The organism is Clostridium sp. CM037, from assembly GCF_055081095.1.
Genome location: NZ_CM143650.1, coordinates 227906 through 243500, shown reverse-complemented (window position 1 = coordinate 243500; position 15595 = coordinate 227906). Strand labels below are relative to the sequence as shown.

The window sequence follows — 15595 nt, the reverse complement described above, 5'->3', positions numbered from 1 at the left end:
AGATTAACTTCTATGCTTTATTATAATACTAATTGCAAACTATTGTCATATTCTTCTTCAAAATATGCTTTTCCTTCTTATAAATTTGCAAATGCATTAAATACAACTTCAAGCCCAATCCCAAAACACAAAACTTTCACTTTACTTATCTAATCCTCTTTTGTTATAAATGTAAGCAAAAGCACCAGCAGCAATTACTATCCAAGCCAAAATTACAAATATGCCATAGGCAGATTCAACTCCTATAATTTGACCTTTAAATACCTTTTCCAGCATAAGGTTCATATTATAATTAGGTAAAAATTCCGCTATTCTTGTTAATGTTTTATTTAATTTTGCAAATATTGGTATCATCAAAAAAATTATAAGCACCGCTGTTCCTTCAGATCGTAATTCTTCAATGTTTTCTACTATTATTTTAGCTCCATTGCTATCCATATTAAGAATTGGCTCCTGAAAAATTAAAAGCTTTGGCTGTTTTAACCTTTCTCTTGCAAATCTTAATCTTCTTCTTTGAGAATAATTCAAATTTTTTATTTTTATATCCCCACTGTCTAAAAGCCCCACTTTTAACATTATCTCTTTATAATCTACTTTTACTCCTAGAAGACTAGAGAAAAACTTCATATAATCCTCTATAGTCATCCTCTCGTAAAAATCCTCTTCTCTTAATACAACTCCGATACTACCAATATTAGTTTTAATATACTGGTCGTTTCTTACGTCTTCTATATATATTTCACCTTTGGCTGGTGTTTCGTTTCCTAAAATCAAATTCACCAGCAAATCACTTACTTCATTGCTACACTCTATACTTATGGAACTACCTTTGTTTATATTAATATCTATATCTCTTATCACATTATTCTTTTGTTCTTTATATAAACCTTTAATTCTAAGCATATAAAACATCCTTCCTAATTTTATATCCTAATATTATCACATAAATACATAATACGTTAATCGTCTATTCAAAGAGGATGACAGTACCAAGTTATGACTCATATTTTGAGATCATACCGGCAATCGGAGAAGAGGTTGCTGCAGCAAATCCTGAATTAAAATGTACTGTGCCTGAGTACTGCTTCATAAAGTATCTTGACAATGAATACAAAGATAAAGATATTAACATTGAATTCTGCGAAGCGGTAGATAAAATGGGTAAAGAAACTAGTAATATTAAATTTAAGAAAATTGAAGGTGTATCTGCGGTTTCCGTTATGCACAAGGGAGCATATGCCGGACTTGCAAAGGCGTATGCATTTGCTCTTAAGTGGATTGAAGAGAATGGATATATAATTGGTGACAGTCCACGGGAAAACTATATCGATGGTATTTGGAACAAAGAAAGCGAAGATGAATGGCTTACCGAGTTACAAATACCTGTGGTAAGGATATAGGCTGGGGGATTATGAGCATAATCTGAATTTGAATTTATGTCGCAACATTATATATTATATATTATTTATTATTTTATTTTCCAGATAACTCATAAAATTTAATAAATTCTTTTATAAAGATCCTTGGCTTTTAGATTTATTTTCTTAGCCATGGATCTCCATCCTGTATTTGCAGCAAAATTTAAATATAAACTTAGGCATCTTTGCATTGGTAAGTATATTATCTACCTGGTCATTGGATTTATTTTCAATATCTTTTTTAGAGCTAAGAAAGAATTATATACTGGTTTTTTCATACGACTATTTAGAGGCATATTTTTAGCTCCTCTCATAGATCCAGTTAGATGGGGGGGGTAAACTTACTCTCTAACTACTTTATAGAATATTATGACACAAAAATACCAATATTATTTTTAAATAATACGGTATTTCAAGTTTTTTCTAATTCTAATTAATTATATGTTTTTTGTTAGGTACTTAATCATTTAGACCAATATTTTGGTCTAACTAGTGACATCGGTAACTTTGTATCGGAATCGCCATTCGCAGTGTTTATCTGAGCTTGGGTAAGAAAGATACTATCCCTGAGATTAGTTCCCCTGATGTTAGCATCTCGCAAATCAGCACCAATAAGGTCAGCCCCACTTAAATCGGCTCCTCTAATATCTGCTGCAATAAGGCATGCTCCTCTCAAATTTGCACCTCTGAGATTAGTCCTTCTAATATCTTCTCCAAAGAAATCTAATCCACGAGTACTGGTTTTATTACGCTTCGAAGGAGTCCTCTGCCTGCCACGGGCTTTATTTCGCACCAGTTCGCTGGTATGTAGAAGTAGTGCATTAACATCATCTCGGTGCGATTCCACATCTAGTTCTATAAGAGAATCGGGGCTGAGATGAGTAAGGCGTTCTGTCTCGTTAAGCATGGAACTAATTTCATTTTGGATAGGACGGGCAGGTTGTAGTGAAAGTGATTCTGTAAGATACCATAGCATTTCATGAAGTTGCCTCATAATCAAGAACACCTCAAACATTTGCTTCGAGGATTCTGAGACTTGTCTCCAGTCGTGACCACCATAGGTAACTTGAGCGACCTTTTGACCTGCACCAAAGCAGTCATAAGCAGTACAACCTTTAAGTCCCTGTTTTCTTAAACTTTTGTGAACGGAGCAACTAAAGTTCAATTGTAGATTTGGGCAAGGTTTCCCAGCATCTTTATCTATTGGGAAACCTTCCGAAGCCGAAAAATACAGTGCAACACAGCATAACCCAAAACATTTTTCACAGTCACCTCTCAGATTGTGGAGACTCATGTCAAGAAAAGACACTGAATCTCTATAATTTTCAGACAATGCTTTATCATCCTTATTTCCATGTGGATATATCATATTAATTCACCTCATATTATCAAAATGTGCACTCTCGGAAACTCTTAAGGTACTGCTAACTCTTGATTCATTTTGCTCAAAAATCAACTTCACCTCAAAAATTCGTGGTGCCTCATATTGTACGAATAACCTAGAAAATTTAAGCTATTCGTATTACTTTTAATCTTTTTTACTTAAACATTGTGAAATAAGACTTGACAGCTAGTAAAAATTCGCAAAATTAAATATGTATATTTTTTTACATTATTTCATTTGCGAGGAGTGTTTTTATGTTAACTGTTAAGGTTTCTCATTCTCAATATCAATATTTTCTTGAAACATTTTTAGAAAAATTCTATATTCAAACCAATCAACAAATCACTTTGTTTGAGCGTAGTTCACAAATAACTAAAATCTGGTCTACCGACCTAACCGGAATTGTCCCTCTAATAGAAAGTACTTACTCTAAATCTAATCAAGGGGCTCCGCCCAAAGATGCGGTAGCATTACTCAGGTCACTTATTATCATGGCTTATTGTAAAGAAACTAGTATATCATCTTGGGTAAAAACATTACGTTCAGACCCTTTCTATTCAATTTTATCTGGCTTTATACCCGCTTGCTATTCAGACTCTAAAGCCGAAGGCATACATGTTGACCGAATTCCTGGTGTAGGTACTTTTTATGATTTTATGGATAGGCTGATTCATAAGGATAAGATCCTTAATAAATCCAAACTGCGTAAAATTAAACGTAAACCACGTAAAAAACAAAAGAAAAACCAAAAGATGAATAACTCCAAGTCTGGTGTAGTTGACCGTTTAGTTAAAAGAATCTTAAAATATGATAATTCAAAGCTCCTTGACAGAAGCGAATCCAAAATGAACAACATACTTAAAGAATTATTTGTTATTCCTTCTTTATCAATGGGTATTTTGGGCGATCCTTCTAAACTAAATATTGCTGGCGACGGAACCTGTATGCCAACACAGGCTTCGCCTTACGGTAAAAAAGTTTGTGATTGCAAACTTAAACCAGGAGAACATTGTGACTGTTATCGAAAGTTTACCGACCCCAGTGCTAGCTGGGGTTGGGATAGCTTTAATGAACATTATTACTATGGTCATACCTATCACGGATTTACTGCCTGTGATAGCTTTTACAGCCTACCTATCCATATTAAATTTGTTAGCGCGGCACGCCATGATGCTGTTACTGGCGTTTATGCACTTAAAGAACTTGTGGATTTATATCCTGAAATTAAATTTCATTCTGTAGCCTTAGATTCTGCTTATGATGCTAATGCTTTTTATCTTTTATGCATGCATTATGGAATAAATCCTATTATTGATTTAAATTCACGTTCTTCAAAACCTTCATCAAATAGTGAATTTGTTAAACTTGATAAGAATGCTATTCCACACGGAACTGTTTGTGGACATCAGCTTCGTAATTGGGGAATTATTAGTAAACAATATAGACATAAATGGTTATTCCCAGTTCAATGTGAAAACTGTGAAAAATGTCCTATGAAAAGCAATAAATCTTATTACACTAAAACATTAGACAACCCAAGGTATTTCACTCCAATATTAAGAGGTTCAAAACAATGGAAATCTCTTTATAAAAGACGTTCAACTACTGAAAGATGTTGGGATAGAATAAATAACAATTTTCATGCTGAAGATGCAATTATTTATTCTGTTGGGTGTAGAATAACAAGGGTATTTCTTGGTGCATTTTGCTGTTTCATAGATGCTTGGGCATCAGAAAGATTAATAGCCCTTGCCGATATTTTCCCAACTCTTAAAAATATAGCTGCGTAATTTAAAATAAATTTCAATTCAATAACCAGCCTACGGCTTTTTTAAAATAGTGTATAAAAAAGTCTTTTTGTCATATCCGTAATTAATTCAAATATAACTTTTCATTCAAATAAGCACTTTTAATACTTAAATATGGAAATTGTTAATTATTGTTTTCCGACTATACTATCAAAATATAAATATTTTTTACTTTTAAAGTATATCATATACATTGTATTATTTACAGATAATAGTAAGGTAGCTCCAGTTCCCCCTAATATTGACAAAGATTTTATATAATGCTATTCTATTGTCAGAATAGCAAAGGAGGGAAAAAATGACACAGATTGAAGTCATACTTCTATCTCTTTTATGTGACAAAGATTATTATGGGTATGAATTTGAAACTGTAATAGAACAAAAAAATATGAGAGGCTGGACCAATATCGGATTTTCCTCAATCTATAATTCTTTAAATAAACTTGAAAAAAATGGGTATATAGCTTCAAGATACGAAAAAGAATATGGTTCACCTAAAAGGAAAGTATATTCAATCAATGATGAAACAAAATTAGTTATTAAAGAGCAGATTATCAAGATGATAAGTGAATATAACAGTGACCCAAGTGAATTTGATATAGGCATGCTGTTCTCTTATTTAATAATAAAAGAAGAATTAATGAAAGCTTTAACTGTTCATAAAGAAAATTTGATTAAGAGAAAAGAATTTTTACTCAAAAGATATGCCCAGCATCCTACCGCACGACAAAGACCGCATATAAAAGCATTATTCGAAAGGCCATTAGCATTTGTAGATACTGAGATTTTATGGCTTGAAGAGTTTATAATTGATAATTTTTAAAAATCGCCAAGTATTTTAATATATTATTTTAGGAGGATGAAGAAAATGAATTATATGTCATTAGTAAGCAACTCATTCCAAATTTTTATTAAGGAAGCTCAGAATATCAAAAGATATGGATGGAAACAGTACAAAATTTAGATGCTACAAGTAAACTAGATTCAAAAACAGAGGAGTTGGCATATATTGCAGTATTAGCTTCGGCAAGACTTGACGGCGGACTACCTTCCATGTTAAACATGCAAAATCACTTGGAGTTACAAGAGATGAAATAATAAGTGCTGTTTTAGTTGGATTACCCGCAGTAGGTAATATAGTAATTCAAGCATTGCCAATAGCGGTAAATGCATATGATAATGAATAGCATTATATATAATGAACTTTTTAAAATACAACTAAATTAGGAGATGATTTATGTGAGAGCGTTAAGAGGGATTTAAAATATTTTTTTCAATCTATAAACTAAAGTAATATCGCTCAAATAGAGATAAAATCACAGTTTCGGTTGGTAGTCCGAACCTATCTATTGTTTTATAGATAGCAGTATCCTTCCCTCCTGGGGTCGTCCATTCTCTTTAGCAAATTCTACTGAACAGGAGGAATTATGAAATGGAAATTAGCATTAATTTAAATGTATTTTTTGAGGGAGTATTTTGGGTAGGGGTATTTGAGAAGGCTTATGATGGGAAATATGAAGTATCTAAGATTGTATTTGGGGCTGAACCAAAAGATTATGAGGTGTTTGATTTTATATTGACAACCTTTTATAATTTAAAGTTTAGTAATCCCTTACGTACTGAATCCGTTGAAAAAAGAAAGATAAACCCTAAAAGATACCAACGAGAAATAAAGAAAGCAATGGAAAACAAAGGTACAGGTACGAAAGCTCAACTTGCTATGCAACTACAGCATGAGCTAATTAAAACAGAAAGAAAAATAGTTTCAAAAGAAGAAAAAGAAGAAGAAAGGCAACTAAAATATAAATTAAGACAACAAAATAAGAAAGATAAACATCGTGGCCACTAATTAGTTGAAAATTAAGAATAAGGGTGTGATTTCATGAGACTTCACAGGCTACTCGGAATTATTATGTTGCTTAATACACGCGGAATAATGAAAGCCGGAAATTTATCAAAAATACTTGAAACCTCAGAAAGAACTATATACAGAGATATGGATATATTATGCGAATCAGGTATTCCTATTTTATCAATTCCAGGTCCCAGTGGAGGTTTTTCTTTTATTGAGGGTTATAAAATCAATTCAAATAACCTAGCGAGCGGCGATGTGGTTAATCTATTGCTTTCAGGTATGGGTATTCACTCAGAAAAGAACACTGAAATGTCGCAGCAACTAAAACTTGCCTTCATTAAGCTTGAAAATAGTGTATCAAAAGAACATAGAGAAGAAATTATTAAAGCTAAGGAAAGGTTTTTTATTGATTCGCAACCTTGGTGGGGCACGCGAGTACAAAATCAGAATGTAGATATAATTAAAAAATCAGTGCTTAATTTAAAGAAGTTAAAAGTTCACTATAAAAAATTTGATGGAGAAGTATCCGAAAGAGTTCTAAGACCTTATGGTGCGGTAGTAAAAAATTCTGATTGGTATGTGGTAGCGTTTTGTGAATTAAAAAACGAGATTAGAATTTTTAAATGCAGCAGAATTGAAAGTATTGAAGTGCTAGATGAAAACTTCAGCATGGCTGAGAAATTTAACCTGGAAAAGTTTTGGGAAAATAGTAAGCCTCAATTTGTGAGACAATCCTACCTTAAAGTAAACCATGCTTCATATCCTGTTAAAATTAAATTCTATGAGGAAAAGAAACAGACTCTTGAAGGCTTTTATGTACTCTCTTCCATGAAAGTTAATGATAATTGGTTTTATGATATCGACATGATAAGTTTTCAAACTGCCTGCAATGTAATCTTTCCTTTAAGTGATAGAATCGAGGTTTTAGAGCCTATAGAACTTAGATCGTACATAATTAGAAAAACAAATATAATTTCAAATTTATATAGGGCTACATAATTCCTGACATACTGTTGGCATGGATTCCTTGATATAATTGTGATATCAAATAAATGGATGGAGGTAATAATTATGGAAGAAAAAATAGTAATCTTTGAAGGATTTAAGGCTGTAGGTATACCTTATTTTGGGAACAATAGTAATGGTGAAATTGCTACCCTTTGGGACTCATTTAACAAAAATCGTGGAGATATAAAGCAAAAAAGCAAGTCCATTCTGTCTTATGGTATATGTGATTATGGAGATTGTGGAATGGATCCAGAAGGTAGATTTCACTATACTGCTTGCGCCGAAGTAGACAGCTTTTCTGATGTACCTGAAGGCATGGTAACAAAGGTTGTCCCAGAGGGTAAGTACATGATTTATACTTATAGTGGACCTATAAAAAATTTAGGTGCATTTTACAATGATATATTTACCAAATTAATTCCAGCCTCAGGGTATGAATTTGATTGTAGACCCCTACTAGAATTGTACGACGAGAGATTTATGAACAATGGAGAATTTGACGTATGTGTCCCTATTAAATCATCACCTGCGGTGCTGTAATATCAACGACTTCAGAAGGAGATTTATACTCCCACTGAAGTTTTTTTTGTTATAGTCTGTAAACCCCACTTATAGAAATGGGAGACTTCCCTTCTGAAATGTCGCTAAGTAATATTTTTTATAACTCATATAACGAATTATACCTGCTACCCTAGCTAAAATATTGATTTTAAGATTATCAGAACTTCTCACATCTACTAAACATATTTCACTTTTTGCTATCACTTTTCTCCCTAAAATCAAATTGTATTCTTAATTTCCCATCCTCGTAACTGGCTTTAATGATTTCCTTTGATTGTAATTTTTGTGGAAGTATAAAGTTTCGTTTTTCATTCTTAATGGAAATACTAATTCCATCTCCATTTTGGAATAAATTTAATTCTTTTTTATCTACAAAAGGCATATTTATATTTAAATAATAGCTTTCATCTGTACTTGATTTTTCAATTTCAAAAATTCTGTCTTTAAAGAGCACTTTCTCTGCAGAAACTTCTCTAAATATACTCTCTCCCATGTTTAATAGGACCTCATAATTCCTAACCTCGCTATGCATTAACTCGGTTTTAAAAATTGGTACCGGGCTAAAGCTTTCACTTATCTCTTTAAGGTTTTCACTTTGAAGCTTCATCCACTTTTCGAAATATCCTTTCCCTCCCTCTTCTGAAATTATTTTATTAACAATAATTGCGTCTACATTAAAATCATAGAGATGCAAATAAGAAAAATTTCTTTTAGCTTCCTTGATAACAATCTTTTCTGGAGTCGTAACTATTCTAAGGCTTACCTTATCCTTTTGGAGCATTAACTTATGGAGTTCATCAATTTTCTTATATAGCATTTCTATTTCATCAAAAGTTCTCTCATCAGGAAGCGGAATCTTTACTGTATGCTCAATTATTGGCTTTGCAATTTTTGCTATCTTCCTTTTCATAGGAAAAACTTTGTCCATCCACCACTTGAAAAGCTCTGGAAACTTCAAAAGCGACATAGTTTCGCCAGTAGGAGCACAATCAACTATTAACACCTCATAATTATTTTCATCATTAATCTGTTTAATTTTAAGTAAGGAAATCAGATCCTCGAACCCTGGAAAAACCAGTAATTCTTCAACCTCAATGGTTTTTGCATTTTTTAAGAACATCAATTTTTCTAAATAGCCTTTGATATTTCCCCAAATAGTTCCATTTTCAATAAGAGCATCTACCTCTATAGCTTCTAAATTTTCTGAAATTTGGGTAGGTGTATTCGATAACTTTACACCGAAGGCATCGGAAAGACTATGAGCCTGATCAGTGCTCATTATAAGCACCTTTTTTCCCTGCTTTGCAATCTGGCAGGCTGTGGCTGATGCAACACTAGTTTTCCCCACTCCACCTTTTCCTGTATATAAAATAATTCTCATTTTAATCCCTCCAATTCAATTATAAAAAATCTACTTTAACCTTTTTAATCTCTTGGTTTGCTTCCTCTTCCGCTTTTTCATAACTCTCATTCATAAGATCCAATCCAATATCCTTAATAACAATAATTGCTTCCTTCTCAAAGTTATTAAGCTTGTGCAAGATTTTTTCTGGCAAAACATCTTTTATAACCTCATATTTAAGTTTTTCTATTCTTATCAATTTTTTAATTATTTTACCATTCATCTAATCCACCTTCTCATCAAAATAAATAGATAGGTAATCCTCATTAAAATCGGCCTTACTTATTGAGTACTTTCTCAGTGAATTTGGACAGGGAATATTCCTTTTAAAATTACCTATTTTTATGGATATATCAGAACCAGTTTCATACAGCTCTAAGTCTTTCTTCTCTCCAAATGGCACATATACTTGTAGCTTATATCCACCCTCAACCTTTTCAAATTTTTCGTTAAAGGTTATTTTTTGAACCTTAAATATATCCTTAACATTTAGAGAATCCACAACTATTCTTTCTAAGCCGCGAATTCCATTAATATCTACCTCGTACCATTTAATTTTAAACCTTGGTAAATTCAAAAATACTGAATCTATTTCTTCCATGTGTTTTTTTTGAATACATTTCCACTCATTAAAAAAGTTATTACCTATATCCTGGGGTATTATCCTATTAATATATATCGCATCTACATTAAAATTATAAAGATTTAAATACATGTAATTTCTCTTGGTCTCTTCAATAACCATTTTTTCAGGAATTGTCACCAATCTTATACTACAACTCTCTCTATCCTTAAATAAGTTTTGAAGATCTGTTAGCATTATATAAAGTTTTTCAATATCATTCATAGCTTGTTTATCAGGCATTTCCATCTTAAATGCTATTTTAGAGATAGGTCTGAGCACTTTCATTGCAACCTTTCCAACGGGAAATAATTTCTCCATGTACCAACTCATAAGCTCTGGAAATTTTAAAAGGGATATGGTCTCTCCTGTGGGTGCACTATCCACAATTATTAGGTCATAAGTACCGTTATCATATAAATCCTTAATTTTCAAAAGGCAAAATAGCTCTTCCATTCCTGGAAACACAACAATATCCTCAAAACTTTCTGCTTGCTTTTCATCTTTAAAAACCATCATTTTTTTAAAAGCAGCTTGAATACTTCCGTAATAGTTCTCCATTTCATAATTAGGATCAATTTCAAGTCCCCACAAATTTTGACCTATTTCTGTAGGCTCATTTTTTATTTGTTGCATAAAAATATCACTCAAGTTATGTGCCATATCAGTGCTAACAATTAAAGTTTTTATTCCCTCCATTGAAGCCTTAAGTGCATGAGCTGCTGCGGTGCTTGTTTTACCAACTCCACCTTTTCCAGTAAAAATAATTATCCTTTTCATATCATCCCTCCTAATTTTAATTCTTTAATCGAATAGTTCTTTTAACGAAGTATTTCTTCTTAAAATAACTCAGGTGCACTGAGCTATTCAATAATTATTTTTCTTAATTTTTTAACAGGAATATCTTCTTTAACCGGATTTTTAATTTCCTTAAAAACTCCCAGTACTTTGTTATAAATACTTAAAGCTGAAGAAATTTCATCCTCGGTAAGCTTTCCGTAAATCTCAATAAGATATTTCGTAATCACAGCCTTTTCCTTGTCAATCACTGTACTTGCAACCTCCGTAAGGGTTATTAAAACTATTCTTCTATCCTCTGCACTTCTTATTCTTTCTACCATCAGCTTTTTTTCTAATCTAGCAATAACCCCTGTGGCAGTATTTAATGGAGCATTTATGTATTCTGCTATTTCCGTCATATTAGCATTCTTTTTTCGATGCAAGAATAATAATGCTAATATTTCATTCTTAGAAAAATCTAAGAATATATCACTCCACTGTTCTGGAAAAAACAAAACCTTAAACTCATCAATATGATTAAAAATAATTTGCTCTATTTTGTTTATATCCATAAACTTCCTCCGAATTAGTTCTTGTTACGAATTATATTTTAATTCTATCACCGAAGTATTTTGTTGTCAATAAAATTGCATGAAAAATATTACATGTACCCTTCTGTGCTTAATTGCTTCCCGCTAAGTATCCTGTAGAAAATGCCATTTGAAGATTATATCCACCTGTCTCAGCATCAATATCTATAACTTCTCCTGCAAAATAAAGATTTTTTATAAGTTTTGATTCCATAGTTGAAGCATTTATTTCTTTAACTTTAACTCCACCTGAAGTTACTTGAGCTGCTTTAATCGATAAAGTTTCTCTAACTGTTAGTTTCATTTCCTTCATATAAGTAATTATCTTATTCTCATCAGTCTTCTTTAAGTCATTAATCTTAACCTCTGTTACTCCTAACATATCAAATATTTCTTTCAAGTAATTTTGTGGAAGAATGCCTTTTAAATTATTAAGCACAGTCTTATTTGGATTGCTCCACATAATCTCTGATATTTCCTCCTTAGACTTATTTCTTAAAAAATCTAAAGTAACTTGTACTTCTCCCTCTCCTAAGGCTTTACTTATATAAGATGAAAGCTTTAACACTGCTGGTCCTGATATTCCAAAATGAGTGAATATCATATCGCCAAACTTTTCTATACTCTTTTTTTTAATCTTAGCTGAAACTACAACATCCTTCATTGCAACGCCTTGTAAACTCTTAACAAACTCTTCCTTTATAACTAATGGGATTAATGCTGCGTATAAAGGTGTTATAGTGTGTCCACATTTACTTAATACTTCAAACATAGAACCATCTGAACCAGAATCTGGGTAGCTTTTTCCTCCTGTTGTAACAATTACCTTTTCGCCTAAAATCCGCTTGCCATCATCCGTTACTACACCCTTAATTTCTCCATCTTCAACTATCAACCCTTGAACCTTACTGTTATACATAATCTTAACATTATTTCTTTCTAAATCATTTTTCAGTAATTCTATAACTTCATCGGCCCTATTACTTTTGGTATATATCTTTTGGTCAAGCTCCTCCTTATATTCTAATCCAATTCCTTTAAAGTATTCTAAAAGTTGATTATTTGAAAATGTATAAAGAGCGCTATATAGAAATTTCTTATTACTTACTATCTTATCAAAAAATTCCTCTATATCTCTATTATTTGTAATATTGCATCTGCCTCCACCCGTAAGTTTTAGCTTTGCACCAATTTCTTTGTTTCTTTCTATTAATATAACTTCACTATTTTTTGCTGCACTGATAGCTGCCATGATACCAGCAGGTCCTCCTCCGACAACAATAACTTTTAGCATAAACACACCTCACTAATTTTCATTTTTTAGTCCTTTAATACACTTTTTTAAAATTCTCATAATATTTTCATCGTAAGTTTCACCCTGAAAAATAATGCTTAATACGCTACCTTCTAAAATGCCTTTTAATAATTGTGACTCATCTATAATAATCCCTCCCTTCTATTCTATTTATAGTAGTAATTATACTAATAATAAATCCTAGAATTCAAATGAAGCTAGGATTTATTATTATATCATCTTACGTGCATCAATTATTGTTTGATATAAAGCTATTAGAATACAATCAATAATCTGATCTTTTTTCTCCCCTGTAGTTTTCTCAGAGTAACAAATGATTTTTAGCTTCTCTATGCACTTATCTATTTTAGACTGATGTTCTTGCGATATCTTTTCAATATATTTAATTGGAATTTTTTCTTCTACCCATCTCTTATTCGTATCGTTAATGCCTAACTCTACTAATGATAGTATCTTACAAAACAAAATATCTGGATTATCCTGAATAGTTTCATTTATAAGCATGATTTGATTAATAATGGACTTCCATACATCATATTTAATTTCTAAAAACATCCTCATATATTTATCCTCAAAAGTAGGAATTTGATAATTTACTATATCATCAATATCATCAATAGCAGAGGATTCTTCCTTCTTGTGTTTCGAATCTTCCAACAAATTATTTAATCCTGGTATCTTTAAGGTCTTAATCAATAAAGGTAAAAAATTAGAAGGTATAGGCACTCCGACTAATGTTAGATTTTCTAAAATACTTATACTCTCTGTAATTGCTAGAAAAGCTATAACAATTTGAGATAACATGCTTGTATTTACTATTGGAACTATAATATTCTCTAACAATTTAACTGTAATTATGGAAAGTGTATAAGTGCTAACTTTTTTAGTAAATTTACGTAATCCCACACTTGAAAACCTTTTATATTTTATAGCAGTATATATTCCTGTAATAGTATCTAAACTAATAAGCACCAAAAGTATAGTATATGAAGTTTGTATGCTTGTGAATATTTTAGAAAGGATGCCCAATATTCCAGATATTCCATATATTTTTAAAAAAATGTTGTTCTTGTCCATTCTCTCATCTCCATTAATACTAGACAACTATAAACATGGGACAAATAATTAAAAGAAATTATTTGTTCCATATAATATATGCAGCATTTAAGAGTACTGGCATAGATATATTTATCCATATTCTAAATAATATTAGTTGGAGATGACAAATGACTGTATACTAATATGAATAAAATGTTGATAAAGTGGAGGTTTCATACTATGGTTGTGGATAACTTTAAGAATACATCTACAGATTTCGATAAACCCGTATTAAGTAAGGTGAACTTCCACAAATAAATTCTACGTTACTTATGGTACGGTTCCCCACTTATTATCCTAAACCCTCTATAAACCTGCTCCAGTAGCATTACTCTAAATAGTTGATGTGGAAACGTCATCTTTGAAAAACATAATTTGTAATTAGCTCTTTCTAAAACAGCCTTAGATAGTCCCAATGAACCTCCAATAACAAAAGCTATATTACTATCACCTCTTATGCCTAAATCCCTTATATAATTGGACAACTCCACTGAGGATAACGTCTTTCCATTTAGCTCTAGAGCAATTACAAACATATTATCCTTTATGCTTCTAACTATTGCCTCTCCTTCTTTGTCCTTTATTATAACCTCTTCCTTTTCAGAGGCATTATCAGGAGTTTTTTCATCACTTAATTCAATTATATTAAGTTTACAATACCTAGATAATCTTTTTGTATATTCATCTATAGCACTTTTTAAATATTTTTCTTTTATTTTTCCTACACAAATTATAGTTATATTCATTTTTAGCTCTCCTTTATTTCACTTATATTAGATTTATCATAAATATAATATAAGATTGCATGACATATTTCAAAATTACAAACTAATTTATTAGCTGCGGAGCTGGAATGTCGTTAAAAACAAATAACATGGATAAACCCCCATGTTATAACTAAAATTCGAATGGCATTCTATATGCTCAAGTCTCTTTTCTTATAAAACACATATGTGATGCTTATGGTCGCTGAAATAATTATAATTGATAAAACTACAAAACTCAATTGAAAACCACCACCATTAATCAAATTCTTAGCTTCATAATATTTGAACGGTGTAAAGTATTTAAGATTTTTAAATTTACCGCTTAAGTCTATTGCCATAGATAATATATACGTTATTAAAAGAACTGCTGTAGATATTGATGTTGCAGTCTTTGGATTTTCGCTTATTGCAGCTATGGCCGTGCCAATAAACATAAATATAAGCTGCAAAATAAACATTCCGATCATTAAGATTACTATCTCTGTGGTTACCACTTCCCCTTTGCTGTATTTCCCCACCACAATGATCGAAGAAACCAAAGTAATAATATTAAAACATTCACAAAGGCTGCCAATAGTTTTGATGTTATGATTTTATTTCTTGAAATAGGTTTTGAAAGTAGAAACTCTGCTGTTTTATCCCGTTCTTCCTTTGAAATTATATCAGCCCCAAGCATAGCAGCATGAATAGTTGCCATAAGCGCTAAATATAAAAAGAGCATTCCATAATAACCGCTAGCCTTTGACAAATCAAAACTACCGATGCCAAAGATTTTTTGCATAGATTTTGGCATTTGATCAAATAAATCATTCATTGACTGACCTGAGACTGATAATGCAACATATTTGCCCATACCAGCTACAACCATAAATAAAATACCAAAAGCCCATATAATAAGCCCTTTTCTATGGGCCCTCATCTCTACAATAAATACATTCATAAACTAACCCCCTCGTATCATCCATTAATAAATATTAAGTGTTAACA

18 protein-coding genes are annotated in these 15595 nt (G+C 31.6%); 7 read left to right on the top strand and 11 right to left on the bottom strand.

Features of this window, described 5'->3' with window-relative positions; genetic code table 11:
• Window positions 1–141: 141 nt before the first annotated feature.
• Window positions 142–903: an ATP-binding cassette domain-containing protein gene (locus ACWJKP_RS01275; protein ID WP_165412402.1), complete on the bottom strand. Its 762-nt coding sequence runs from the start codon at window positions 901–903 to the stop codon at window positions 142–144.
• A gap of 77 nt (window positions 904–980) precedes the next feature.
• Between ACWJKP_RS01275 and ACWJKP_RS01270 the strand changes: the two genes are divergently transcribed.
• A complete protein-coding gene (locus tag ACWJKP_RS01270; protein ID WP_165412403.1) occupies window positions 981–1400 on the top strand; it encodes a GyrI-like domain-containing protein in 420 nt (139 codons plus the stop codon).
• 481 nt (window positions 1401–1881) lie between these two features.
• On the opposite strand, the gene ACWJKP_RS01265 is transcribed toward ACWJKP_RS01270, so the two are convergent.
• Window positions 1882–2787, bottom strand: coding sequence for a pentapeptide repeat-containing protein (locus ACWJKP_RS01265; RefSeq protein WP_165412404.1), 906 nt, complete (start codon window positions 2785–2787; stop codon window positions 1882–1884).
• A gap of 269 nt (window positions 2788–3056) precedes the next feature.
• Between ACWJKP_RS01265 and ACWJKP_RS01260 the strand changes: the two genes are divergently transcribed.
• The 6 genes from ACWJKP_RS01260 (at window position 3057) to ACWJKP_RS01235 (ending at window position 8013) form a co-directional block, all read left to right on the top strand.
• Window positions 3057–4592: a transposase gene (locus tag ACWJKP_RS01260; RefSeq protein ID WP_224578784.1), complete on the top strand. Its 1536-nt coding sequence runs from the start codon at window positions 3057–3059 to the stop codon at window positions 4590–4592.
• A 316-nt stretch (window positions 4593–4908) separates the two neighbouring features.
• The gene (locus ACWJKP_RS01255; protein ID WP_165411744.1) at window positions 4909–5433 is read left to right on the top strand and encodes a PadR family transcriptional regulator; all 525 of its coding nucleotides are present in this window, start codon (window positions 4909–4911) and stop codon (window positions 5431–5433) included.
• Between the two features lie 119 nt (window positions 5434–5552).
• A complete protein-coding gene (locus tag ACWJKP_RS01250; RefSeq protein WP_318038341.1) occupies window positions 5553–5708 on the top strand; it encodes a hypothetical protein in 156 nt (51 codons plus the stop codon).
• A 334-nt stretch (window positions 5709–6042) separates the two neighbouring features.
• Window positions 6043–6459, top strand: coding sequence for a YjdF family protein (locus ACWJKP_RS01245; protein WP_165411745.1), 417 nt, complete (start codon window positions 6043–6045; stop codon window positions 6457–6459).
• A 33-nt stretch (window positions 6460–6492) separates the two neighbouring features.
• Window positions 6493–7464 carry a helix-turn-helix transcriptional regulator gene (locus tag ACWJKP_RS01240; RefSeq protein ID WP_165411746.1) on the top strand — a complete coding sequence of 324 codons (972 nt, stop codon included), beginning with the start codon at window positions 6493–6495 and terminating at the stop codon, window positions 7462–7464.
• A 72-nt stretch (window positions 7465–7536) separates the two neighbouring features.
• A complete protein-coding gene (locus ACWJKP_RS01235; protein ID WP_165411747.1) occupies window positions 7537–8013 on the top strand; it encodes a GyrI-like domain-containing protein in 477 nt (158 codons plus the stop codon).
• Window positions 8014–8221: 208 nt separating this feature from the next.
• On the opposite strand, the gene ACWJKP_RS01230 is transcribed toward ACWJKP_RS01235, so the two are convergent.
• The 9 genes from ACWJKP_RS01230 to ACWJKP_RS01190 form a co-directional block, all read right to left on the bottom strand.
• Window positions 8222–9415: an ArsA family ATPase gene (locus ACWJKP_RS01230; protein WP_165411748.1), complete on the bottom strand. Its 1194-nt coding sequence runs from the start codon at window positions 9413–9415 to the stop codon at window positions 8222–8224.
• Window positions 9416–9434: 19 nt separating this feature from the next.
• Window positions 9435–9659, bottom strand: a complete 225-nt coding sequence (locus tag ACWJKP_RS01225; RefSeq protein ID WP_165411749.1) for a hypothetical protein — start codon at window positions 9657–9659, stop codon at window positions 9435–9437.
• Complete coding sequence (locus ACWJKP_RS01220; protein ID WP_165411750.1) at window positions 9660–10838, bottom strand: ArsA family ATPase; 1179 nt, start codon at window positions 10836–10838, stop codon at window positions 9660–9662.
• Window positions 10839–10921: 83 nt separating this feature from the next.
• A complete protein-coding gene (locus ACWJKP_RS01215; protein ID WP_165411751.1) occupies window positions 10922–11410 on the bottom strand; it encodes a MarR family transcriptional regulator in 489 nt (162 codons plus the stop codon).
• A gap of 109 nt (window positions 11411–11519) precedes the next feature.
• Entirely contained in the window at window positions 11520–12722 is a 1203-nt protein-coding gene (locus tag ACWJKP_RS01210; protein WP_462961377.1) for a BaiN/RdsA family NAD(P)/FAD-dependent oxidoreductase, read from the bottom strand.
• 231 nt (window positions 12723–12953) lie between these two features.
• The gene (locus ACWJKP_RS01205; protein WP_165411753.1) at window positions 12954–13820 is read right to left on the bottom strand and encodes a phage holin family protein; all 867 of its coding nucleotides are present in this window, start codon (window positions 13818–13820) and stop codon (window positions 12954–12956) included.
• A gap of 287 nt (window positions 13821–14107) precedes the next feature.
• Complete coding sequence (gene rlmH / locus ACWJKP_RS01200) at window positions 14108–14587, bottom strand: 23S rRNA (pseudouridine(1915)-N(3))-methyltransferase RlmH (RefSeq protein ID WP_165411754.1); 480 nt, start codon at window positions 14585–14587, stop codon at window positions 14108–14110.
• A gap of 170 nt (window positions 14588–14757) precedes the next feature.
• Window positions 14758–15102 carry an ABC transporter permease subunit gene (locus ACWJKP_RS01195; RefSeq protein ID WP_462961376.1) on the bottom strand — a complete coding sequence of 115 codons (345 nt, stop codon included), beginning with the start codon at window positions 15100–15102 and terminating at the stop codon, window positions 14758–14760.
• Window positions 15096–15548: an ABC transporter permease subunit gene (locus ACWJKP_RS01190; protein WP_224579102.1), complete on the bottom strand. Its 453-nt coding sequence runs from the start codon at window positions 15546–15548 to the stop codon at window positions 15096–15098. The genes ACWJKP_RS01195 and ACWJKP_RS01190 overlap by 7 nt, the downstream gene beginning before the upstream one ends.
• Window positions 15549–15595 lie beyond the last annotated feature (47 nt).

What these genes read in the sequence shown, in the direction of transcription:
- ACWJKP_RS01275 (WP_165412402.1), bottom strand. Translation starts at nt 903, where the DNA reads ATGCTTAGAATTAAAGGTTTATATAAAGAACAAAAGAATAATGTGATA.
- ACWJKP_RS01270 (WP_165412403.1), top strand. Translation starts at nt 981, where the DNA reads ATGACAGTACCAAGTTATGACTCATATTTTGAGATCATACCGGCAATC.
- ACWJKP_RS01265 (WP_165412404.1), bottom strand. Translation starts at nt 2,787, where the DNA reads ATGATATATCCACATGGAAATAAGGATGATAAAGCATTGTCTGAAAAT.
- ACWJKP_RS01260 (WP_224578784.1), top strand. Translation starts at nt 3,057, where the DNA reads ATGTTAACTGTTAAGGTTTCTCATTCTCAATATCAATATTTTCTTGAA.
- ACWJKP_RS01255 (WP_165411744.1), top strand. Translation starts at nt 4,909, where the DNA reads ATGACACAGATTGAAGTCATACTTCTATCTCTTTTATGTGACAAAGAT.
- ACWJKP_RS01250 (WP_318038341.1), top strand. Translation starts at nt 5,553, where the DNA reads ATGGAAACAGTACAAAATTTAGATGCTACAAGTAAACTAGATTCAAAA.
- ACWJKP_RS01245 (WP_165411745.1), top strand. Translation starts at nt 6,043, where the DNA reads ATGGAAATTAGCATTAATTTAAATGTATTTTTTGAGGGAGTATTTTGG.
- ACWJKP_RS01240 (WP_165411746.1), top strand. Translation starts at nt 6,493, where the DNA reads ATGAGACTTCACAGGCTACTCGGAATTATTATGTTGCTTAATACACGC.
- ACWJKP_RS01235 (WP_165411747.1), top strand. Translation starts at nt 7,537, where the DNA reads ATGGAAGAAAAAATAGTAATCTTTGAAGGATTTAAGGCTGTAGGTATA.
- ACWJKP_RS01230 (WP_165411748.1), bottom strand. Translation starts at nt 9,415, where the DNA reads ATGAGAATTATTTTATATACAGGAAAAGGTGGAGTGGGGAAAACTAGT.
- ACWJKP_RS01225 (WP_165411749.1), bottom strand. Translation starts at nt 9,659, where the DNA reads ATGAATGGTAAAATAATTAAAAAATTGATAAGAATAGAAAAACTTAAA.
- ACWJKP_RS01220 (WP_165411750.1), bottom strand. Translation starts at nt 10,838, where the DNA reads ATGAAAAGGATAATTATTTTTACTGGAAAAGGTGGAGTTGGTAAAACA.
- ACWJKP_RS01215 (WP_165411751.1), bottom strand. Translation starts at nt 11,410, where the DNA reads ATGGATATAAACAAAATAGAGCAAATTATTTTTAATCATATTGATGAG.
- ACWJKP_RS01210 (WP_462961377.1), bottom strand. Translation starts at nt 12,722, where the DNA reads ATGCTAAAAGTTATTGTTGTCGGAGGAGGACCTGCTGGTATCATGGCA.
- ACWJKP_RS01205 (WP_165411753.1), bottom strand. Translation starts at nt 13,820, where the DNA reads ATGGACAAGAACAACATTTTTTTAAAAATATATGGAATATCTGGAATA.
- rlmH (WP_165411754.1), bottom strand. Translation starts at nt 14,587, where the DNA reads ATGAATATAACTATAATTTGTGTAGGAAAAATAAAAGAAAAATATTTA.
- ACWJKP_RS01190 (WP_224579102.1), bottom strand. Translation starts at nt 15,548, where the DNA reads ATGAATGTATTTATTGTAGAGATGAGGGCCCATAGAAAAGGGCTTATT.